Source organism: Prosthecobacter sp. (genome assembly GCF_044222345.1).
In the GTDB taxonomy this organism is placed as follows: Bacteria; Verrucomicrobiota; Verrucomicrobiia; order Verrucomicrobiales; family Verrucomicrobiaceae; genus Prosthecobacter.
In genome coordinates, this window is sequence record NZ_JBGANL010000003.1 from 174,770 (window position 1) to 195,721 (window position 20,952).

Genomic DNA, 20,952 nt, shown 5'->3' on the forward strand with positions numbered 1-20,952 from the left:
AATGACCCCGCCAAGTGCCGCCTTGAATCAATGCAAAGAGGAAGCGCCCTCTCAGAGAAAACTCGCAGACAGTCTCAGCCATTGGCTGAGACTTGAACGGCCCATGCCCCGTTGTCGCGGTGGTCTGGGCGGCTCATTCATGCACCATGAATTTTGAACACAGCCATCCCATGGGCTGTGCTGCCGAGCCGCCATGGCGGAGAAAAAGAACGGGCCGCACGGACGAGGTGGGACTGCGCCCCGTGGCAGGGCGCCGCGGCCCCTGCATTTCCATGCACGCTCAGAGTTCAAGCTCGCATCCGTCATTCCCAGCCTCCACTCCAGCGCTGCTTCAAAGCCAGCCCCTCATCCGGCAAATTCGGGGGATGCCTGTGAATTTAGACCATGAAATCTGAAGCACTGCAGCACATCAAGGGATCCCCCTTCCTGCGCAGGCGGCCATCAGCATGCTCACCCCCCACGGGAGAGACCGCGCCCTGCCGCCTTCGGGCCTGCACCAGCCACTTTGTCCGACCCGCGGACAACGACAATTTTTGCGGAAACCATCGCTCAGTTCGGCGTGTACGACACTGTTGTTCAAATACCTGAGATCCACGAACACCCTTGACAGCTCATGCCCACCCTTCACACGCACGCAACCATCCTGGTGGTGGATGACGATCCCGGGATCTCCCGTCTCATCGCGCTTGAGTTGGAGCGGGACGGTCATCACACCGTCTGCGTATCTTCCGGCGAGGAGGCCGTCTCCTGGCTGAATGACAACGTGGCGGACTTGGTCTTGCTGGATCTGAAACTGCCGGGATTGGCGGGCAACGACCTGCTTGACAGCCTGGACGGGTTCCACGACCACCTGCCCTTCATCATCATCACCGGCCAGGGGGACGAGCGCGTGGCGGTCGAAATGATGAAGCGTGGCGCGCTCGACTACCTCGTCAAGGATGTGAACTTCATCACCTTGGTGCCCACCGTGGTTCAGCGCGCGCTGGCGCGGCTGCAGGAGCACGCGCGTCTCGCTGCCGCTGAGCAGGAACTGGCCCGCTCCCATGCCGAACTGGAGCGCCGTGTCGCCGAACGCACGGCGGAACTCACCCTGGCGAATCAATCGTTGCAAGAGTCCCGTCTGGCGGCGCTCCACCTGGTGAAAGAGGCCATCACCGCCCGCGAAAAGACCGAGCATGCCCAGGCGACGCTGCAGGACAGCGAGGCGCGTTTCCGCGGCTTCTTTGAGAATGTCGGCATTGGCTCCATCGAGCTGGATGCCCGTGGACTCTTCACCCGCGTCAACGATCGCTTCTGCTCCATCACCGGCTACAGCCGCGGGGAACTCCTCGGCGGCATGTCCCCCCCAGATCTCACCCATCCGGACGACAGGGAGATCAGCCACCATTGCGTGGAGCAAATCCTGCGGGGTGAAGTGACCATTTATGAGGCGGAACGCCGCTATCTTCGCAAGGACGGCGCCATGATCTGGGTCAGCGGCACGGCTACGACCTTGTACCATGACGACGGCACCGTACGCTGCATCGTGGGCGTCGTGGAAGACATCACCAACCGCAAGCAGATCGAGCAGGCCCTGATTGCAAGCGAAGAGCGGCTGCGCCTCTTCATCAAACACACGCCAGCTCCCGTGGTGATGTTTGACCTCGAAATGCGCTACCTCGCGGTCAGCGATCGTTGGGCCAAGGATTTTCGTCTCAATATCGGCGATCTCATCGGCCGCTCCCACTACGAAATCTTTCCGGAAATCCCCGAACACTGGAGGCAGATCCACCAGCGTTGTCTGGCCGGTGCCACTGAGAGCTGTCAGCGCGACCAGTTCCTGCGTGCCGACGGCATGCTCGATTGGGTCAAGTGGGAGATCCGCCCGTGGCACGATGCGAAAGGCGGGATCGGAGGCATCATTCTCTTTGCCGAAATCATCAATGACCGCGTGCAGGCAGAAGATGAGATTTTAAAGGCAAGATGCCTCGCCGAGTCCACGCTGGAGGCCATTCCCGCAAGCATCGTGGTGTTGGATTCCCACGGCAGGATCATCAGCGCGAACCAGTCATGGACTGATTTTGCAAAGGCCGGTGGCGGCGCCATCTGCACCGGGGACGTGGGCTGCAACTACTTGGCCGCGTGTGCTGCCGCCGCTGGTGAAGGCGCCGAAGAAGCAGCGCGCTTTGCCGCCGGCATCCGCGGGGTCATGTGCGGCGAGGTCAGGCGCTTCAGCATGGAATACGCCTGCCTCTCGCTCACCCCGCAGCGCTGGTTCGTCGGCTACGTCACACCCTTCACTGGCAACGGCCCCCGTTCCGTCGTCATCGCCCATGTGGATGTCAGCGAGCGCAAGCGCGCCGAACAGGTGATCCGCCGGCTGAATGAGGAGCTTGAGAAACGAGTGGAAGAACGCACCCGGCAGCTTCAGCACCTCAATGCCGAGCTGGAGCAGCAGATCGCCGCACGCAAAAAGCTGGAGAAGGAAATCCTGCACATCAGCGAACACGAAAAACAGAGCATCGGCCAGGATTTGCACGATGATCTTGGCCAGCAGCTCGCCGGCATCTGGTTGCTGAGCGACCTGCTGAAATCGAGCCTGATCAAGGCGGGCTCGCCTGAGATTGAAAGCGCGGAAAGGATCACCAGCCTGCTCAAAGACGCACTCTCGCTGACGCGCTCACTTGCACGAGGACTCTACCCCGTGGCGGTGCAGACGGGCGGCCTCGTCTCCGCTCTCGATGAACTCGCCGCACGCACCAGCAGCATGTTCCGCATCCGCTGCCGTTGCAAATGCCCTGAGGTCATCAATACGGACAACACCACCGGCACGCATCTCTACCGCATTGCGCAGGAAGCCGTGACCAACGCCGTCAAACATGGCCTGGCCAAGGAAATCGACATTGAACTCTCCTGCAATTCCCTCCGCACCGTGCTTTCCGTGAAGGATCAGGGGCAGGGCGGGGGCTTTTCCTGGTCTGCCCCTGAACGCCGGGGTATGGGCCTGCGCATCATGCATTACCGCGCAGACATCATAGGTGGTATTCTTGACATAAAACGCAATCAATCCGGCATCGGCACCACCGTTCTCTGTACCATTCCCACCCATGGCTAAAACAATATCCGGCCCACCCGCCAAAAAAGTTTTCATCGTCGACGACCATCCCGTGTTCCGCGACGGCCTTGTCCGCATCGTCGCAGCCATCCCCGGCCTCGTCGTCTGCGGTGAGGCAGACAACGCCCGCGACGCTTTTGACGCCATCTCAAATCTCAAGCCGGACCTTGTGCTCATGGACATCAACCTCCCCGGAAAAAGTGGTCTTGAGCTCCTTCAGGACGTTCATGCCATGCGGCCTGAACTGCCCGTGCTGATGATCTCCATGCATGACGAGCAGCTCTATGCCGAACGCGTGCTGCGCGCCGGCGGGCGCGGCTACATCATGAAGCAGGAAGGCCCCGACAAGATGCGGGAGGCCATCACCAAAATTTTAAGCGGGCAGGTCTATGCCAGCGAGCGCACCGCGGCAGCCATCCTCGACGCCCTCTCCCGTCCGCACTCCTCAGCCAGCACCTCGACCATTGGCAAACTCACCGACCGCGAACTCGAAATCCTGCGCCTCACCGGTCAGGGCAAGGACAACCGCGCCATCGCCCAGGAACTCCACATCAGCCTCAAGACCGTGGACACCCACCGGGGGCACATCAAAGAAAAACTCGGACTGAAAAACGGCACCGAACTCATCCACTACGCCGTCCGCTGGGTGGGGGAGCAGTTATGAAAAACTGCATCCTCCTGCTGGGCGCAGCAGCCCTGATCTTGCTGAATCCGACACACTCAAAGGCCGAATCACCCGTCGAAGCCGTCACTTTTGCACTGCAGCCCGGCGTGATCTACGTGCCTCTGAATGAAGCTGCGTGGCAGCTGCGCTGGAAGGTGCAGCGTGATGAGGCAGGCCGTTGCATCCTGCTGCATGATTTTGCAGTGCCCGACTCCTCGCTGCGCCGTTTCATCGACGGCACCGAACTCATCCGCACCACCGATCTGGAACTGGCTGGCGCCAGAGTGAATATCCGTGAAGAAGATGGCAGCATGATGATCCGGTGGGGCTTTCACCGCTTCACCCTGATCGTCAGCCCCAAACGTGTGGAAGTCAGCCTCGCCACACAGCAGCTCCGCGCATGGCAGGGCAGCCGCCTGGTGCTGCAAACCCGCATCAGCTCCGGCCGCAATGGCCGCACTCCCGCCGGCAGCTTCACTGCCGGTCCTTTCCGCCAGCGGATGCATTATTCCAAGCTTTTCAACAACGCGCCCATGCCATGGAGCGTTCAGATCAACGGCAACATCTTCATCCACGGCTTCACCTCCGTGCCCAACTACCCCGCCTCCCATGGCTGCATACGCGTCCCATTGGACGGCGGTAATCCCGCCAGGTTCATTTACGAGTGGATCGACAACGGCAGCGCCGTGCACGTGGTGCGGAATTGATGCGGTCATTCCGCCGCCTGGCCGTGATCATCTCAGTCATTGGCTGAGATGCATCGAGAGGGTCTCCTCATTGTCCATGACCGGCCATAATTTAGCATCGGCGCGTGAGAAATGGAAAATTTCAGCAGGAGACACCAGCTGCCGTGAACGGCCGGCATCTTAGGCAGGAAATTCTAAGTGAAATTTCCGGTGGATGCACGTCAGCTCACTCCCGGCATCTCCGGCCCGTTTTGTCTCACGGTGAAGATTCAAAAGGAGGAAACTGTCCCCTGTCCCACGATCTGAACCTGGCCCATCTCGCCCGTCGGATCGACTCACTCTTCAATCACCGCTGGCTGGCAGGCCTTGGCAGCCAGCGCAAATTGCATGCGCAACCGGCTTTAAACCCGGCCTGTGACTTTCTTGAATGTCCTCACGAATACTTGGTGACAGCCCGTCTGGCCGATGTCGGGCAGGATCAAGTCATCGCGATGGTGAACGGCAATTTGCTGACCATATTTGCTGAACTCAGCAGCGAATTCGAGGAGAACAACAAGGACAAGCATTATCACCGCCTCACGAGTCAGCACAGCAGTTTTCTGCTGAACTTCACCCTGCCGGAGGATGTGGCCAGCGAGGCGGCGAGCCTGGAGTTCAAGGGCGATCTTCTGGTCGTCCATCTGCCCAGGCGTGAATAATCCCGCTCCCGCATGACCGACGTTGAAGAGCGCCAACACCTCAGGGCGGGCTATGATGACTGGCCCAGAGTTGATGAGATCCCCCCCCTTTCATGAGGCGAAAATTCTCCCCTCGGATTCTGATGATGAAGGCTAAGCCGTTTACTGAGGAACGCGGAGGGACTCTGCTCATTGTCAGATTTGACGAAACTCCGCATTCTCGCGGTCATGCAACACACCGCACCTCCACCCGCGATGCGCAGACCGAACACCACGGCCCCCAAGCCTGCTTTTTCGGTCATGGCCATTTATGATGGCTTTTTCACAAGCATTCGCGCGATGGAGGCCCTCGAATGGCTCAAGTTCAATCTGCTTCCCGCCCTGCAGGTCTATTCTGTTTCCTGGAGCTTTGACAAGCTGGCATTGCAGGACACTCGCACCAAGTCGATTCGTGTGGCGGCATCAGCAGATTTGCTCTTGGTCTCCGCTGCGGACGAGAGTCCGCTGCCAGATCATATGAGGCAGTGGTTTGAATCAATTCACCTGCAGGATAAGCCGGCTCGTCCAATCATCGTCGCCCTTCAGGATGAGGATTTTGAATTCAACAGCACTCAGGGACCGCTGAGCGTCAACCTGAAGCAAGTGGCCGACTCCTGGGGCACTGAATTCATGTGCAAGGAAGATTTTAACCGGCGCCTGGACTGCGACTTTGCGACGCAGTGCATCCGCCGCAAAAGCCCTGCTTCACTCAACAGGTCCAAGCCCTTCGGCGGGGAGTTCCAACCTGCTCCACGCTTCTGGGGCATCAATGGCTAGAAGCGGGTCTTTTGTTTTTTCCATCCCCCCCATGAACTCCATGCCAAACCACCGAACTGAAAATCGTGAAGAAGAAACCAACCTGCTGGCCTATCATCTTTGGCAGCAGGCTCATTGTCCTCCTGGTGAGGATCTCAAATTCTGGCTGCAAGCCGAGGAACAGCTGTTTGGCAAAAAGGCGCGGCAGTCCGCTGCCAAAGCATCAGGGCCGGCGAAGACCATGGCCAAGTCTGCCACGGTGGCAGCTGGCAAAAGACTGGTCAGGAGCCAGCCAAAGTCCGCAAAACCGCAGACCAAATCCCGATAAATTTCCGGTGCAGTCTGCCAGGGTGGAAACAGACAGCACAGGCCGAACCATCACCACCCAAGAAACCAAAAATTATAAACATCATGAGTGCCTTAACATCCTGGAATCCCCTGCGTGAACTCGGCAGCCTGGAGAGCCGTCTCGACCGTCTCTTCGGATTGACATCGCTGACACGCAACGGGGGGAAAGAAGCCATGACCGTCTCACAGTGGACGCCGCTGGTGGACATCATTGAAGACAGCAATGAATACCTTGTCAAAGCCGAGCTCCCTGAATTGAAAAAGGAGGAGGTGAAAGTAAGCGTCGAAAACGGTGAGCTCACCATCTCCGGCGAGCGCAAAAGCGAGAAGGAGGAAAAAGACAAGAAGTTCCACCGCATCGAGCGCTCCTATGGCAGTTTCATCCGCAGTTTCACCCTGCCTGAATCTGTCAATGCCGACAAGGTCAGCGCCGAATTCAAAGATGGCGTGCTCAGCGTGCATCTGCCCAAGGACGAAAAGGCCAAACCCAAGAGCATCGAGGTCAAGGTGCAGTAGCCGTTGCCCGCACGAACCATGAATGCCGGGGCCATGGCGCGGAAGCGGCGGGGTTGGGAGGGTGCCTACTGATGATCTTTCGTGAACTCCATGGCCCACATTTTTCTGCAGGCCTTTTCTAGCTGCAAGGAATGAGCAACCTATGAAAACACTCGCAGTCCCTCCCCCAAACACGTTGCCCACCACCGTTAAAATTCCCGCTGGATATGTTGATCTCGAAGGTGAACTGGAACTGCCGCCCTACGCGCCGGGCGTGGTGCTCTTCGCGCATGGCAGCGGCCTGGGCAAAGCGCACGATCAATACCTGGCGTCGGTGATGCGGGAGGCAGGTCTCGGCACATTGCAACTGGACCTGCTCACAAAAAAAGAGATGCAGCAGGATGCAAGAACCAGCGCCTTGCGCGTTGAAATTGACCTGCTGGCGCTGCGCCTGATCAGCGTCACACGATGGCTGGAAAAGCAGAAGGCTGCGCGCGGTCTCAAAATAGGATATTTTGGTGCTAGCACCGATGGCGCCGCCACGCTCATTGCCGCTGCGGAACTCGGTGATCGCATTGCGGCCGTGGTCTCGCGGGGTGGTCGTCCAGATCTCGTTGGCAACGTTCTCCAGGAGGTGCGCTCTCCAACGCTTTTTGTCGTGGGCGGTTACGATGATTTGGTGCTCTGTTTGAATGATGAGGCCTATGGAAAGCTGTGCTGCAAAAAAGATTTCCGCGTCATCCCCTGTGCCACGCATCATTTTGAAGAACCTGGCAAACTGGATCAGGTGGCGCAGCTCAGCACGCATTGGTTCAACCGCCATATGGGCAAATCCGCCGACTGGGAGGAAGCTGCTTGAACCTGGCGCAATCACGCTGTTCACATGATCGGCCCAGTGTTCGCCAATGACGGCTGAGCAAGTGTGCCTTGATGTGAAATTTTGCACCATGAAAACAAAACCTCGTTTCATCCGTTGGTTCACCGACATCTCGATTGGAGACATTCCATCCGTCGGCGGCAAGAATGCTTCTTTGGGCGAAATGTTCCATGAGCTTAGTTCTCAAGGCGTGAAAGTGCCTGATGGCTTTGCCGTCACCGCAGAAGGCTACCGGTATTTCCTTCACAGCACGGGGCTGGACAGCCGCATTCGGGAAATACTCGGCGGTCTGAACACCGGCGACATGGACAACCTGCAGCAACGCGGCGGCAAGGTGCGCCAGGCCATTCTCGCCACGGCGCTCCCCTCGGATCTTGAAGATGAAATTCTGGAAGCCTATCAGGAGCTTGGAGGTGCTGGCGGGGTGCCGCTGGATGTCGCTGTGCGCAGCAGCGCCACGGCGGAGGATCTGCCGGATGCGAGCTTTGCGGGCCAGCAGGAGACCTATCTTAATGTGCAGGGCAATGCCTCGCTGCTGGAGCACTGCCGGCGTTCGTTTGCCTCACTGTTCACGGATCGCGCCATTTCCTATCGCGTGGATCAAGGATTCGAGCACACGGCCATTGCGCTTTCCATCGGCGTGCAGCGCATGGTGAGGTCTGATCTTGGCTCTGCGGGCGTCATGTTCACCATCGACACCGAGACCGGCTTCCGCGACGCGGTCCTCATCAATGCAGCCTATGGTCTGGGTGAAAATGTGGTGCTCGGCTCGGTGAATCCAGACGAATACCATGTCTTCAAGCCCACGTTGAAACAGGGTTTCCGGCCCATCCTGCAGAGGCGTGTCGGATCGAAGGAGTTCAAGCTCATCTATGACACCGGGGGCAGCCGCATGGTGAAGAATGTGCCCGTCTCCCCCGGTGACCGGGCGCGGTTCGCTCTCAGTGATGACGACATCCTCCAGCTCGCCCGCTGGGCCTGCATCATCGAAGACCACTACTCCGCCAAACGCGGCCAGCCGACGCCGATGGACATCGAGTGGGCGAAGGATGGCCGCACCGGCGAGCTTTTCATCGTTCAAGCCAGGCCTGAGACGGTGCAGGCGCAGAAAAACCGCGACGTCATACAGACCTTCAAGCTCAAGGCGAGCGGCAAGGTGCTCATCACCGGACGCAGCGTGGGAGAAAAGATCGCATCCGGCCCCGTGCGCGTGGTGAAGAGCGTGGAGTATCTGCGTGAGTTCCGCGAAGGCGACATCCTCGTGGCCGACAAGACCGATCCTGACTGGGAACCGGTGATGAAGAAAGCCTCCGCGATTGTCACCAATCGGGGGGGGCGCACCTGCCATGCAGCCATCGTCAGCCGCGAGCTCGGCGTGCCTGCCATCGTCGGCACCGAGCACGGCACCGAGCTGCTGCAGGAAGGCCAGGTCGTCACCATCTCCTGCGCGGAAGGAGACACAGGCTTTGTTTATGAAGGCAATCTCCCATTCGAGGTGCAGCAGACCAACCTCAAAGACCTGCAACGCCCGCGCACCAAGGTGATGATGAACCTTGCCAATCCCGAGGAGGCATTCGCGCTCTCGTTTCTTCCGAACGACGGCGTCGGTCTGGCACGCATGGAGTTCATCATCAACACCTACATCAAGGTCCATCCGCTCGCTCTGCTGGACTTCGACAAGCTTGCTGACCAGGATGCCAAAGCCGAGATCGAAAAACTCACCAGAACCTACGCCCACAAACCGCAGTATTTCGTTGACCGCCTCGCGCAAGGAGTCGCCATGCTCGCGGCGGCGTTTTATCCAAAGGATGTGATCCTGCGGCTCAGCGACTTTAAATCCAATGAGTATGCCAATCTCATCGGCGGCAAGGCTTATGAACCCGTGGAGGAGAACCCCATGATAGGCTTCCGCGGTGCCTCGCGATATTATCACCCGCGTTATCAGGCGGGCTTCGCCCTCGAATGCCAGGCGGTGCGCCGCGTACGCGAGGACATGGGACTGACCAATCTCAAAGTGATGATCCCCTTCTGCCGCACCATCGAAGAAGGGCAGAGCGTGCAGGCGGAGATGGAGAAGCATGGCCTCAAGCGCGGAGTCAACGGCCTGGAGATCTACGTCATGTGCGAGATCCCGAGCAACGTCATTCTCGCCGCTGAGTTCGCCGAAATATTTGACGGCTTCAGCATCGGCTCCAACGACCTCACCCAGCTTATCCTCGGCGTGGATCGCGACAGCGAGATCGTGGCACCCATCTTCAACGAACGGAACGCCGCTGTGAAAACCATGATCGCTCAGGTCATCAAGGTCTGTCGCGAGAAGCGCCGCAAAATCGGCATCTGCGGCCAGGCTCCGAGTGACTACCCCGAGTTTGCCCAGTTCCTCGTCGAACAAGGAATCGACAGCATCTCACTGAACCCCGACACCGTGCTGAAAACCAGCCTCGCGATTTTAGAAAAGGAGCGGGTGCTTGACAAGGGTACTCATGCCTGAAGATGGCTGTTCCCGCGTGAATCTCTCCCTGCGACCTCAGCAAACATGTCTGGCTACAACAGGGCTGCGATTCTTTCTGCCGCCGCTGTCTATATTTCCTCCGCCACATCTGGGGAAATAGTTGGTTGTGACTTCAATGAAAGACGGACTTTTTCTTGCGACTGGCGTAGAGACATTCCATGAATCGATCCTCATGAGTCAACAAACCTGGGATGTCATTGTCATCGGCGGCGGGCCTGCAGGGGCCACGGCTGCGGCCACGTTGCGTCAGGCCGGCCGTAGCGTGCTGGTGCTGGAAAAGTCCAAGTTCCCCCGCTTCCACATCGGCGAGTCGCTGCTGCCGTACAATCGCGAGATCTTTGATGAACTGGGCGTGTGGCCGAAGATCGAAGCCGCCGGATTCATGGTGAAGCGCGGCGCGCAGTTCTGGATGGGCGACGGCTCGATCCACACGCGGATGAATTTTTCCCAGGGCTCGTTCACCGAGTTTCCAGAGTCCTTCCAGGTCGAGCGCGCGAAGTTTGACGACATCCTGCTGCGCCATGCGGAGGAGCTGGGCGCGGAGGTGCGGGAGGAGGCGCTCGTCATTGAGCACCGCGTGGAAAAAGACCGCGTGACGGTGAAGTATCGCGCCCAGGACGGCGCGGAGCACGAGGTGCAGGCGGCGTTTCTCATGGATGCCAGCGGCCTGGGAAACTTCACCGCGAACCGCGAGAATCTGCGCGAGTACTACCCCGACCACAAAAAGATCTCCATCTTCGGCCACTACAGCGGCGTGCAGATGACCACCGGGGAGGAGAAGGGGGACATCCTCATCATCCGCCGCGAAAACTCCTGGTTCTGGATGATCCCGCTGGCCGATGACAAGGTGAGCGTGGGCCTGGTGCTGGATCAGGCGCAGTTCAAGGCGCTGAAGAAGGACCCGCTGGAGGTGTTTGACGATGCGGTGCAAAACACGCGGGCCGTGCATGAGCGCATGATCAATGCGAAGGCGATCACGCAGGGGCATGTGCTCACCGATTTCTCCTACACGAACCGCAGGCTCGTCTCCGACCGCATCGTGCGCGTGGGGGATGCCGCAGGGTTCATTGATCCGGTGTTTTCCAGCGGTGTGATGCTGGCGATGGGCGGCGGCCGGCAGGGGGCGCAGGTGGTGCATGCGGCCATCGCGGCGGGCAAGGCGTGGACCTTGGGCATGAAGCGCTACGAGTGGGCCACACGCCGCAAGGTGGGCCGCTTCTGGCAGTTCATTGAAAATTTTTACACCAAGCACTTCGCGCAGCTTTTCTTCCAGCCCACCAACAAGCACCGCATCCTCTGCGCCATCAACTGCGCCCTGGCCGGCCGCACGCGGATGACGTTTGGCACCTGGTGGCGCCTGCGGCTGTTCTTCATGCTGGTGTGGATTCAGAAGCGGTATCCCATCGCGAAGCCGATTAGGATCCGGTGAGCGGGAGGCGCTGGGTGGTTTGGAAGGAGCGGGACCATCCTGGTCCCACACGCTCCGCTCGCGCCTTGCGTTACGCGCTGGGCGGTTTGGAAGGAGCTGGGCCATCTTGGTCCCGGCGTGGGAAGGGCGCTGGGTAAACGCGGGGCGTTGAGGGATCAGGATGATCCCTCTCCTGGGGGTGCCCATTGGCGGGAGAGGGCATCCTCCCAGATGGAATAGGCTTCTGGCGGCAGGTGGGCTTTGATGGGATTGCGACGGATATAGCGAACGCAGCGGACGAAGTGCTCTTCATCACGAACGAGGCGGTCAAAATAATCTTCCTGCCAGAAAGGTCCATCGAGACCGAGCAGATCATTCAATCGATTGGCAGTGTAACTCTTCCAGCTTGATAGAATTTTGCCAAGCTGCTCCGATTCTTGAAGCGACAGCAGCACATGGACGTGATTGGGCATGATGACCCACGAGTGAAGATGGTACCGCCTGGCCTCGAAGACCTGCAACGCACCTGCGATGATTTCCCGGCATTCCGACTGGCGCAAGACACAGGAACCCTGAGCGGAATCCAGCCAGCGTTCGATGCGCGCGGTGAACTTCTGCTGGTACTCGCCGGTTTCCTCAGGGGAGTGTGGTTTGGGGTGGGCTTCGAGCCATTGTTCCCGCTCCGCCATCCATTCGTTGCGCAGCTTTGCGGGAATGGAATCCGCCATACGAAAGGTGACGAAATAGCATCGGCCCGGCTGCTCCCAGTGGGGCAGATGGTGGGTGGTCTTTTCCACGTCGATGTGGCGGTTTAAAAACCTGGGGGTGTTCATGGCCGTGGATCGGAGGAGGGATCTGAGTGAAAAGCGTAATCGGAGACACTCCAGGCGAAAAGCACGAAAGGAGGGATGGCTGGGCGGAAAGCGCAACGAGGGGCATCCAGAGCCTTGGTTTGGAAGAGCGCTGGATAGACGCGGCGCTTTGAGGGATCAGGATGATCCCTCTCCTGTCGGAGGTGCAGCCCCCTACCGCAGCTTCACCCGCAGCATGGGCGCGGATCGTGTGCCGTTTTCCTTCGTCGCGAAGGCATGCACGAGGCCGCTTTCCTGGTCTTCGTTGGTCTCGCGGCAGATGATGAGGGTGGCGATCTGGTTGGTGTCGGCGCTGAGGAATTCGGCGAGGTCTTTGCCGCGCAGTTTGCGGGTGCCGCGATTGATGCCCTGAGCGATCTCGAATTTGCCGAGGAGTTTGACTTTGGCGGCCACGGGGAGGTTCCGCTCCGGCTGGGCGGGGTCGTGGGCGGGGGCCTGCTGCCAGGTCAGGCCGGCTTCTTCCCAGGCGTCGGCGCTTTCATCCAGCACGCCGTAAACGGCGAAGGTGCTGTCCGGCACGAAGCTGGCGAAGCCGAGCTCGCTGGGCTCGATGGTGAGCACGAGCTCCGCATCCTCGATGGCGCGACCGCGAAACTTGCTGAGGTCAAAGGCGATGTAGCCTTTGCGGTTGAGGTCGGGCTTGGTGTCCTTGCTGCGCTTCACACGGAAGAAGGGGTGGCTGCCGAAGTCGTGCGGCGCTTTGTCGGAAGACTGGATGTAGCTGTCCTTGCCATGGCCAAAGGCGGTGGTGACGGCCTGCCAGCCGTCTCCGGCATCCATGACGATGGAGGGCTGCCAGCGGCTGGGCTCGGCATCGGCGTCATCGCCGGCGGAGGGGTGCATCTGCTTCTGCGACCAGCCACGGTCCACGCGCTGGCCTTTTTCCAGTTTCTTGGTGGCGGCGCCGGTTTTGTCGTCCACCTCCACGAGGCCTTCCATCACCTGCACAAGATACTTGCCATCTTCTCCGGCACTGAGGCCGAACTTGGTGCCCCAGTCGATCACCTTGGCGTTCTTGGTGTCGATGCTGAAACCCTTCGCCTGAGGCGGGACTTCGGCCACGAGGGTGCCCCGGCGCAGCTTGCAGTTCATGCCGTCCAGCACCTCCACGGTGGCGGGGGCCTCGAGCACCAGCTCCGCGCCGCTGTCAAAGCGCAGCACGGCCAGGCCTTCGATGAGATCCAGCATGCCGGGCTTCAGGCGTGCGCCCTCCACCGTGGGCAGGCTGCTGCCGGCCCACTGGCACTGCTGCGCACGCACCAGCGTGGCCACCGTGCCATCGCGCGTGCCATTCAGCCAGACGAAGCCAAAGGTCACGCAGGCCGCCGCTGCGGCGGTGATGGCATGCCGCCACCACACCGGCCTGGCGGTCGGGCGTGCTGCGGGAGCGGCCTGGGTGTGCCAAGAGTCGTCGAAGCACAGCTCGGCACGCTGATGCAGGGCTTTGGCAAAGAAGGCGCGCGCTTCGGCATTGTCACGCAGTTCGGCCTCCAGCGCGGCCACTTCGGCGGCGCTGAGTTTTTCATCGGCGTAGCGCTCGGAGAGTTCGATCAGGCGAAATTGGTCGGCGGATTTCAGGCTCATGATTCGGCTCCCTCCAGTTTGAGTTCGTTTTCCACGCAGGTCATGAGGCTCATGCGGATGCGGCTCAGGGCGCGATACACCGCGCCGACGGTGCTGCGGATGCGCTCGGCCACGCCATCGATCTCCAGGTCTTCGTAGTAGCGCAGGGTGACGAGCTGGCGGTGCGCGGCGGGCAGCTTGGCCACGCAGGCGCGCAGGGCATCGCCCCGGCGGTCGCCGCTGTCGCTGAGCTTGGAGACTTCATCGTGCAGCAGCTCCAGCATCTCGTCGCTCAGCGGAGTGGCCTCGCGCTTCTTCTGGCGTCGATGCGTGAGCACCTGATGGAAGGCGGTCTTGCGCGCCCAGGCCAGGAAATTGGTGCCGCTCTCATACTGGTCAAAGCAGCGCCACAGGATCATCTTCGTCTGCTGCAGGATGTCATCCGCGTCATGCGGCGCGGGCACCATGCTGTGAACGTACACGCCCAGGGCACGATCATGACTCGTGAGCAGTTCGAGGAATTCCTGGGTGCGGTCGGGGGAGGACATGGGCGTGGGGCGGCCTATGAGCCGCCGTATGACTGGTACAGTCGCCTGCGGCCTTCATTTGGACAAAATATTTCCCGCAAGGCAGGCAGTTGATCAAATGCCAAGACTTAGGCCGTGTTTGAAAACCGCTGCGTAGACTGGTCTGCGCCAGCACTTCTGGTGGAGCGCGGGCGTTGCCTCGATTTGCTCGCCCTCCGGGCAGCCTGCGGCTGGCTATCTCGCTTCACTCGGTTCGAGCCCGCAGCTCTCCGCGAAGCATGGGAGGCACCACGTTTACTTTCAGCTTCAAGTCAGGGGTTGCGGTGCTTTGTCCGCTAAGAACTCTTGGCGTGAACGATCACATGCTGACGTGCTTGCCACCTGCTGCGGGCTCGGAGGCCCGCGCTCCTTGGGGGCGTTTTCAAGCCCCACCTAGCCTGTGCTGAAGCGCCAAGACAAAAACGGTGAAAATGCCCCCCTGCATGGCGTAGGACCATCCCTTGTCAATTCCAGCAAGCTTGATGCATGCTTGCGATGATGCGAACAAAGCCAGCATGACCCATGGTGGCATGAAAGACAGCGGTGATGATTCTGGGCCCGAGCTCACGGGTGGAATGCAAAGCAGGAGAGCAAGACCAAACAGAATCTGCCCCGTCAGATTGAGAAGGATGCTTTTCATAAATTTACCGGCACAAAACAGCGGGCATGCTTTTTGGTTTCAGCCGCTCGCGATGAGGCAGACCATTCTCCACGATGAGCATGCGCTCACTGCTCCGCCTTCACCGGCTCGATGGCAGGATCAATCTTCTTCAGCGCGACCCACAGCGCAGGGTCTTCCGGATGGCCGTTGAAGAGCACCTTGCCCTCCGGGGAGAGCAGGACCATGCGGGGGATGGTGGCGATGTCGAGGGCCTTGCTGTAGGGGCGCTCAGCGGGCTCCACGAGCCAGGGCAGCTTCGCGTTTTGCTCCTGGCGGATGCGCTCGGCGGTGGCCTCGGCGTTTTCATCGTCCTTGTTCATCGCCGCCACGACGATGCCATGGGAGGACAGCGCCGCCGCCTTCGTTTTGAGCGCAGGCATCAGGTTCATGCAGGGGCCGCACCAGGAGGCCCAGAAGTCCAGCAGCAGGGCCTTCCTGCCGCCCAGCACATCGTTCAGCGTGGTGGCCTCTCCCGTGGAGGTGATCAGCGGGGCTTTCAGATCGATGAGCAGCGCCGCCATCTTTTCTTCCAGGCGAAACTTCTCGATGGCCTGGATGAAGACCGGCGCCTGCTGCGGGCTGAGCCAGATGGCTTCGAGGATGTTCGCTTTGAAACCGGCGGCGTCGCTGGCCTCGTCTGCCTTCAGGGCCTTGATGTAGGCGACGAAAGATTTCACCGCTTCGGCGTTTGGCACTGCGGCGGCGCTGGCCGGATCAAAACTGCCCGCGAGGATCTCCACTTCCGGCAGAATCTTGACGAGGAAGGCGGTGTTTTGCTGCCGCAGGCCCCAGACGAGCTTCGCCTCAATGATCTGCTGGCGCAGCACCCCGGCTTTGTTGGCCTCCTTGGCGAGCTTCAGCAGGTCTTCCTCAGATGTATCCTGGGCGAAGAGCCGCTTCACCAGCGTCTGGACATCGCCCGCAGGCTCCCGGGTGGCAGGGGCCTGGGCATGCAGAGAGAACTGGGCGCAGCAGAGGAAAAAAACACAAAGGGCGGGTTTCATGGCTTGGAAAGCGTCCCCATTTTTGTGACCAAAGTCGAGCAGAAAGTGACCATCCTCGGAAGGAATGAAAGATGCCTCACACAGGGTGCGACTCCTGAGTCTCTTCATTCCATGAAACTCACACTGACCCTGACACTCCTCCTCGCCACAGCCGCGTTTTGCCGCGCTGCGGACAACACCCCGCCGCAAGGTTTTACCGCACTCTTCAACGGCAAGGACCTTTCCGGATGGTATGGCTGGGGCACCCAGGACCCCACCGACCTGGCGAAGATGACGCCTGAGGAGCAGGCCGCGTATAAGAAGAAATCCATCGAGGGCGGCCTCGTGGATGCGAAGGGCAATGACAAGGGCGACCACGTCAACGCGCACTGGAAAGTGGAGGACGGCCAGCTCGTCAATGACGGCAAAGGATTGTACCTCACCACCGACAAGGACTACGGCGACTTCGAGCTCATGGTGGACTACAAGATGCTCCCCCTCGGCGACAGCGGCATCTACCTGCGCGGCATCCCGCAGGTGCAGATCTGGGACTTCACGGAGAAGGACGAAAAAGCCGTGGCACTGGGCAAGCCCTTCGGCTCCGGCGGTCTCTGGAACAACAAGAGCCCTGAGGGCAAGAACCCCACCAAGCTCATGGACAAGCCCCTGGGCGAATGGAACACCTTCCTCATCCGCATGGTGGGCGAGCGCGCGACGGTGACCTTCAATGGTGAAGTCGTGGTGAAGAACGCCGTGCTGGAAAACTTCTTTGCCAATCGCAAAGCCGGCTACCTCGCCTACGGCAAAAAAGACGCCAAGGCTGCGGACAAGCCAGCGGAGAAAATGCCCAACGGCTGGTTCCCCGATCCCGCCTTTGCCAAAGGCCCCATCCAGCTCCAGACCCACGGCAGCGAAATTCGCTGGAAGAACGTTTATATCCGCGAGATCCCCGCTGAAGAAGCCAACAAGGAACTCGCAGGCAACTGGGCCGAAGACGGCTTCAAGGAATACGTCAACGGCAAGGACCTCAGCAACTGGCAGGGTGCCGTGGACAGCTACGAAGTGGTGGACGGCGCGATCACCTGCAAGCCCGGCAAAGGCGGCGATCTGCTGACCAAGGACGAATTTGAAAACGGCACCATCCGCGTGGAATTCAAGCTCCCACCTGCTGGCAACAACGGCATCGCCCTGCGCACCCCGCTGGGTGGTCACTCCGCCTCCGATGGCCTGGAGCTTCAGGTCATCGACAGCGACGGCTACAACGCCAAGCAGGCCGCCGCCGGCAAGAAGGGCCTGGAGCCCTATCAGTACCACGGCTCCCTCTACCACACGGCTGGTGCCAAGCACGGCTACCTCCGCCCCGTGGGTGAATGGAACTTCGAAGAAATCCAGGTCGATGGCCAGAAGATCAAAGTCATCCTCAACGGCACCAAGATCCTCGACGTGGACATCGACAAGCTCGACCGCAGCCTGATCGCTCATCCGCCGAAGGGATTGGATCACACCAAGGGCTTCATCGGCTTTGCCGGACACAGCGATCCCGTGGTGTTCCGCAGCTTCAAGGTGAAGCAGAAGTAAGCGCCGAGAGATCCCAGGAGCAGAGTTTGAAAAACCCGTCAGGCCGAGAGGTCTGGCGGGTTTTTTGTGGAGTTAGAAGATGATAGTCGATTGCTGTGACGAATGGTTATCCATTGCTGGCCTCACTTTTTGCAGACGGTAACTTACGGTTGCCTTTGCCCAGAACGTATCCGACGACCGAGCCGAGAATGCCCAAAGTACCTTCGGCTGTGATGATACGGAGGATGCCAAGTATGATGATGGTGAGGACGACAAGAATGACGGTGATACCCTCGATGACGATTGGAAGGATGCGAGCAACGCTCTCGGAGGAATACTTCTGGATTGCGTCACCGTCTCCTTTGCGAAAAAGCATGATGATAACCTTGTCCAGGCCGAGCAGAAGGCCGAGTGCACCAAGAGAACCACCAATCGCGTAAACGAGTAGGTTGTAAACGTGTTCGGACGAGAGAAGTGGAGCGGTTGTGGTGACCGGCTCGGCTGCTGCATGCACTGTTTCTACTGCCGCAATTGTCAGGTAAATCATAAAAATATTCTTTTAATGTTTATGTTTGATAGTGAATTCGTGTCTTGGAGTTAAGACTATATTTTATATTATAGTTTGGTCAAACACTGCTATAGCCTTGCGGAGCTACGGTGCTCTGAGGGGAATACCTTGGCGTCTCGTCCACTTTCGACGGCGTAAACTTGACGGACAGCAATGTCCAATTACTCGTCAAAATGTGTCGAGTATGTTTCTGGGCCGCGGCCAACATAAATTGGCTCGCCTCGTGCCACACCCCGGTCCCTAGTACAAATCGCATAACAGGAATCTGTAGCGAGGATTGCAATAATCGGTCCTACCACGTGATAATAAGGATCTGCCTCTTTTCCGACGGTAGCAACCATATTCTGTCCATTATGGGGATAAGTGAGAGAATAAATTCGCGGCGATGGGATAGAAAATCCAGTGAACTTGGCAATGGCTGTAAGAATATTTTCGGCTTGTTCAGAGCATTCAGCTAATGGAATGAAAAAGCGCATATAATTTACCGTTTCGGATCAGGTTTCACGCCGCCTCCGGCAGCGCTGCGGGCTCGGTGGTTTCCTTGAACTCCAGCTCTTCTTCGATGCGCAGGTTTTCCACGATGTAGGCCTGGCGTTCGGGGGTGTTTTTGCCCATGTAGAAGGAGAGCATCTCCTTCACGCTGCGGTGTTCAGACGGGATGGCCTTGCCTTCGGCATCCACTTCGTGGTCGCGCACTTTCACGGGCTCCAGACGCATGTGCGGTCCGATGAAATGCTTGAACTCATCCGGGCTGATTTCGCCGAGGCCCTTGAAGCGGGTGATCTCGGCGGTCTTGCCGCAGCGGTGGATGGCGCGCTGGCGCTCGTCGTCGCTGTAGCAGTAGTAGGTTTCCTTTTTGTTGCGCACGCGGAAGAGCGGCGTCTGCAAGATGTAGAGGTGGCCTTTGCGCACGAGTTCGGGGAAGAACTGCAGGAAATAGGTGATCATCAGCAGGCGGATGTGCATGCCGTCCACATCCGCATCGGTGGCGAGCACGACGCGGTTGAAGCGCAGCTCTTCGAGGTCTTCCTCAATCTGCAGGGCGTTGGCGAGAAGATAAAACTCCTCGTTTTCATACACGATTTTGCGGGTGAGGCCGAAGCAGTTGAGCGGCTTGCCGCGCAGGCTGAAGACGGCCTGCGTCTCCACATCGCGGCTCTTGGTGATGCTGCCGGAGGCGCTGTCGCCTTCGGTGATGAAGAGGGTGCTGTCCTCGCGGCGCTTGTCCTTGGTGTCGAAGTGCACACGGCAGTCGCGCAGCTTCTTGTTGCAGACCTTGGCCTTGCGGGCGTTTTCACGGGCGGCCTTCTGGATGCCGCTGATCTCTTTGCGCTCGCGTTCGTTGGAGTTGATCTTTTCCTGCAGCGACTTGGCGATGTCGGCGTGCTTGTGGAGGAAGTTGTCGAGCTGGGCGGTGATGACGCTGGTGATGTGGCCGCGCAGATTCCGCCCGTTCGTTTCCATGTGGGTGGAGCCGAGCTTGGTCTTGGTCTGGGACTCGAAGATGGGCTCCTGCACCTTCACGCTGACGGCGGCGATGAGGCTGCCGCGCACGTCGGCGGGATCGAACTGCTTTTTGTAAAACTCGCGGCACTCCTGCACGATGGCCTCGCGGAAGGCGGCCAGATGGGTGCCGCCCTGCGTGGTGTGCTGGCCGTTGACGAAGCTGTAGTACTCCTCCCCGTAGCCGGTGCCGTGGGTGAAGGCGACTTCCACGTCCTTGCCCTCCAGGTGGATGATGGGGTACTGCGGCTCTTCGGTGAGCTTCGCACGGATGAGGTCCATGAGGCCGTCCTTGGACTTGAACTTCTCCTCGCCGGAAGGCGAGCGCAGCAGCAGCGTGAGGCCGGGATTGAGCCAGGCATAGAAGCGCAGCATCTCGCGCACGAAGTCGAGGCGGTAATGCGTGTCTTCCGCGAAGCTTTCGGTATCCGCGCGGAAGGCGATGCGGGTGCCGTTGGGCTCGGTGGAGGCCTGAGGCTTGCCCATGTCATAAACCACGATCCCCTGGCTGAACTCGATGGAGCGCGTCTGGTTTTCGCGGATGGCCTGGATCTCAAAGAACTCGGACAGGGCGTTCACCGCCTTGATGCCGACGCCGTTCAGACCGACGGAGCGCTTGAAGACCTCGCTGTCGTATTTGGCACCCGTGTTGATCTGCGCGGCGCATTCCAGCAGCTTGCCCAGCGGAATGCCACGGCCGTAGTCGCGTACGGTGACGGTCTGATCTTCCGCGATGGTGATCTCGATGGAATTGCCAAAGCCCATGACGTGCTCGTCGATGCAGTTGTCCAGCACCTCCTTGAGCAGGACGTAGATGCCGTCCTCAGGCAGGGAGCCGTCTCCGAGCTTGCCAATGTACATGCCGGGGCGCAGACGGATGTGCTCGCGCCAGTCGAGGGACTTGATGGAATCTTCAGTGTAACCGTGTGCAGGGGCAGGGGTGGCCATGGGGGAAAGGGGGCGAAATCAGAATTCTAACATCTGAGATGGCAGAAAGGGGCGGGAGTGTCAAGGGGGTGTACTGGTCGTACGAGTAGGACGGAGCCGAGGATGGGGATTTTGGGACTGACGAAGTCAATAGGAGCGACGCGTCCTGCCAGCGTGGAACGGAGGGCAAGTGCGG

At 59.5% G+C, this 20,952-nt stretch carries 18 protein-coding genes; 11 read left to right on the top strand and 7 right to left on the bottom strand.

Features of this window, described 5'->3' with window-relative positions; all coding sequences use genetic code 11:
• Positions 1-613 precede the first annotated feature (613 nt).
• The 10 genes from ACILSL_RS03445 to ACILSL_RS03490 all read left to right on the top strand — a co-directional run bounded on the left by ACILSL_RS03445 (position 614) and on the right by ACILSL_RS03490 (position 11,577).
• The gene (locus ACILSL_RS03445; protein ID WP_395730600.1) at positions 614-3,094 is read left to right on the top strand and encodes a PAS domain S-box protein; all 2,481 of its coding nucleotides are present in this window, start codon (positions 614-616) and stop codon (positions 3,092-3,094) included.
• Positions 3,087-3,758 (top strand): response regulator, encoded by a 672-nt coding sequence (locus ACILSL_RS03450; protein ID WP_395730601.1) that lies wholly within the window; start codon positions 3,087-3,089, stop codon positions 3,756-3,758. The genes ACILSL_RS03445 and ACILSL_RS03450 overlap by 8 nt, the downstream gene beginning before the upstream one ends.
• Positions 3,755-4,465 carry a L,D-transpeptidase gene (locus tag ACILSL_RS03455; protein WP_395730602.1) on the top strand — a complete coding sequence of 237 codons (711 nt, stop codon included), beginning with the start codon at positions 3,755-3,757 and terminating at the stop codon, positions 4,463-4,465. Before ACILSL_RS03450 ends, ACILSL_RS03455 begins: the two co-directional genes overlap by 4 nt.
• Positions 4,466-4,569: 104 nt before the next feature.
• Positions 4,570-5,142 carry an Hsp20/alpha crystallin family protein gene (locus ACILSL_RS03460; RefSeq protein ID WP_395730603.1) on the top strand — a complete coding sequence of 191 codons (573 nt, stop codon included), beginning with the start codon at positions 4,570-4,572 and terminating at the stop codon, positions 5,140-5,142.
• Between the two features lie 207 nt (positions 5,143-5,349).
• Positions 5,350-5,937, top strand: a complete 588-nt coding sequence (locus ACILSL_RS03465; RefSeq protein WP_395730604.1) for a hypothetical protein — start codon at positions 5,350-5,352, stop codon at positions 5,935-5,937.
• 40 nt (positions 5,938-5,977) lie between these two features.
• The gene (locus tag ACILSL_RS03470) at positions 5,978-6,244 is read left to right on the top strand and encodes a DUF2934 domain-containing protein (protein ID WP_395730605.1); all 267 of its coding nucleotides are present in this window, start codon (positions 5,978-5,980) and stop codon (positions 6,242-6,244) included.
• A gap of 83 nt (positions 6,245-6,327) precedes the next feature.
• Positions 6,328-6,780, top strand: a complete 453-nt coding sequence (locus ACILSL_RS03475; protein ID WP_395730606.1) for an Hsp20/alpha crystallin family protein — start codon at positions 6,328-6,330, stop codon at positions 6,778-6,780.
• Between the two features lie 142 nt (positions 6,781-6,922).
• Positions 6,923-7,618, top strand: coding sequence for a dienelactone hydrolase family protein (locus ACILSL_RS03480; protein ID WP_395730607.1), 696 nt, complete (start codon positions 6,923-6,925; stop codon positions 7,616-7,618).
• Between the two features lie 88 nt (positions 7,619-7,706).
• Complete coding sequence (gene ppsA / locus ACILSL_RS03485) at positions 7,707-10,127, top strand: phosphoenolpyruvate synthase (protein ID WP_395730608.1); 2,421 nt, start codon at positions 7,707-7,709, stop codon at positions 10,125-10,127.
• Between the two features lie 193 nt (positions 10,128-10,320).
• A complete protein-coding gene (locus ACILSL_RS03490; RefSeq protein WP_395730609.1) occupies positions 10,321-11,577 on the top strand; it encodes an NAD(P)/FAD-dependent oxidoreductase in 1,257 nt (418 codons plus the stop codon).
• 155 nt (positions 11,578-11,732) lie between these two features.
• Here the strand turns inward: ACILSL_RS03490 and ACILSL_RS03495 are convergent, their stop codons facing one another.
• From ACILSL_RS03495 to ACILSL_RS03515, 5 genes are all read right to left on the bottom strand, one after another.
• Positions 11,733-12,389 carry an REP-associated tyrosine transposase gene (locus tag ACILSL_RS03495; protein WP_395730610.1) on the bottom strand — a complete coding sequence of 219 codons (657 nt, stop codon included), beginning with the start codon at positions 12,387-12,389 and terminating at the stop codon, positions 11,733-11,735.
• Positions 12,390-12,581: 192 nt separating this feature from the next.
• Entirely contained in the window at positions 12,582-14,012 is a 1,431-nt protein-coding gene (locus tag ACILSL_RS03500; protein ID WP_395730611.1) for a DNRLRE domain-containing protein, read from the bottom strand.
• A complete protein-coding gene (locus ACILSL_RS03505) occupies positions 14,009-14,539 on the bottom strand; it encodes a sigma-70 family RNA polymerase sigma factor (RefSeq protein ID WP_395730612.1) in 531 nt (176 codons plus the stop codon). Before ACILSL_RS03505 ends, ACILSL_RS03500 begins: the two co-directional genes overlap by 4 nt.
• Before the next feature lie 400 nt (positions 14,540-14,939).
• Positions 14,940-15,197, bottom strand: a complete 258-nt coding sequence (locus tag ACILSL_RS03510; RefSeq protein WP_395730613.1) for a hypothetical protein — start codon at positions 15,195-15,197, stop codon at positions 14,940-14,942.
• Between the two features lie 86 nt (positions 15,198-15,283).
• On the bottom strand, positions 15,284-16,222 hold the full coding sequence (locus ACILSL_RS03515; RefSeq protein ID WP_395730614.1) for a TlpA family protein disulfide reductase: 939 nt from the start codon (positions 16,220-16,222) through the stop codon (positions 15,284-15,286).
• A 111-nt stretch (positions 16,223-16,333) separates the two neighbouring features.
• Between ACILSL_RS03515 and ACILSL_RS03520 the strand changes: the two genes are divergently transcribed.
• Complete coding sequence (locus ACILSL_RS03520) at positions 16,334-17,779, top strand: DUF1080 domain-containing protein (RefSeq protein ID WP_395730615.1); 1,446 nt, start codon at positions 16,334-16,336, stop codon at positions 17,777-17,779.
• Between the two features lie 106 nt (positions 17,780-17,885).
• Here ACILSL_RS03520 and ACILSL_RS03525 read toward each other — a convergent pair whose 3' ends face one another.
• Complete coding sequence (locus ACILSL_RS03525; protein ID WP_395730616.1) at positions 17,886-18,305, bottom strand: hypothetical protein; 420 nt, start codon at positions 18,303-18,305, stop codon at positions 17,886-17,888.
• Positions 18,306-18,827: 522 nt separating this feature from the next.
• Positions 18,828-20,777, bottom strand: a complete 1,950-nt coding sequence (locus tag ACILSL_RS03530) for a DNA topoisomerase IV subunit B (RefSeq protein ID WP_395730617.1) — start codon at positions 20,775-20,777, stop codon at positions 18,828-18,830.
• Positions 20,778-20,952 lie beyond the last annotated feature (175 nt).

Bases quoted from the DNA above. Each gene is read 5' to 3' on its own strand.
- ACILSL_RS03445 (WP_395730600.1), top strand. From the start codon at position 614: ATGCCCACCCTTCACACGCACGCAACCATCCTGGTGGTGGATGACGAT.
- ACILSL_RS03450 (WP_395730601.1), top strand. From the start codon at position 3,087: ATGGCTAAAACAATATCCGGCCCACCCGCCAAAAAAGTTTTCATCGTC.
- ACILSL_RS03455 (WP_395730602.1), top strand. From the start codon at position 3,755: ATGAAAAACTGCATCCTCCTGCTGGGCGCAGCAGCCCTGATCTTGCTG.
- ACILSL_RS03465 (WP_395730604.1), top strand. From the start codon at position 5,350: ATGCAACACACCGCACCTCCACCCGCGATGCGCAGACCGAACACCACG.
- ACILSL_RS03470 (WP_395730605.1), top strand. From the start codon at position 5,978: ATGCCAAACCACCGAACTGAAAATCGTGAAGAAGAAACCAACCTGCTG.
- ACILSL_RS03475 (WP_395730606.1), top strand. From the start codon at position 6,328: ATGAGTGCCTTAACATCCTGGAATCCCCTGCGTGAACTCGGCAGCCTG.
- ACILSL_RS03480 (WP_395730607.1), top strand. From the start codon at position 6,923: ATGAAAACACTCGCAGTCCCTCCCCCAAACACGTTGCCCACCACCGTT.
- ppsA (WP_395730608.1), top strand. From the start codon at position 7,707: ATGAAAACAAAACCTCGTTTCATCCGTTGGTTCACCGACATCTCGATT.
- ACILSL_RS03490 (WP_395730609.1), top strand. From the start codon at position 10,321: ATGAGTCAACAAACCTGGGATGTCATTGTCATCGGCGGCGGGCCTGCA.
- ACILSL_RS03495 (WP_395730610.1), bottom strand. From the start codon at position 12,389: ATGAACACCCCCAGGTTTTTAAACCGCCACATCGACGTGGAAAAGACC.
- ACILSL_RS03500 (WP_395730611.1), bottom strand. From the start codon at position 14,012: ATGAGCCTGAAATCCGCCGACCAATTTCGCCTGATCGAACTCTCCGAG.
- ACILSL_RS03505 (WP_395730612.1), bottom strand. From the start codon at position 14,539: ATGTCCTCCCCCGACCGCACCCAGGAATTCCTCGAACTGCTCACGAGT.
- ACILSL_RS03510 (WP_395730613.1), bottom strand. From the start codon at position 15,197: ATGAAAAGCATCCTTCTCAATCTGACGGGGCAGATTCTGTTTGGTCTT.
- ACILSL_RS03515 (WP_395730614.1), bottom strand. From the start codon at position 16,222: ATGAAACCCGCCCTTTGTGTTTTTTTCCTCTGCTGCGCCCAGTTCTCT.
- ACILSL_RS03520 (WP_395730615.1), top strand. From the start codon at position 16,334: ATGAAACTCACACTGACCCTGACACTCCTCCTCGCCACAGCCGCGTTT.
- ACILSL_RS03525 (WP_395730616.1), bottom strand. From the start codon at position 18,305: ATGATTTACCTGACAATTGCGGCAGTAGAAACAGTGCATGCAGCAGCC.
- ACILSL_RS03530 (WP_395730617.1), bottom strand. From the start codon at position 20,777: ATGGCCACCCCTGCCCCTGCACACGGTTACACTGAAGATTCCATCAAG.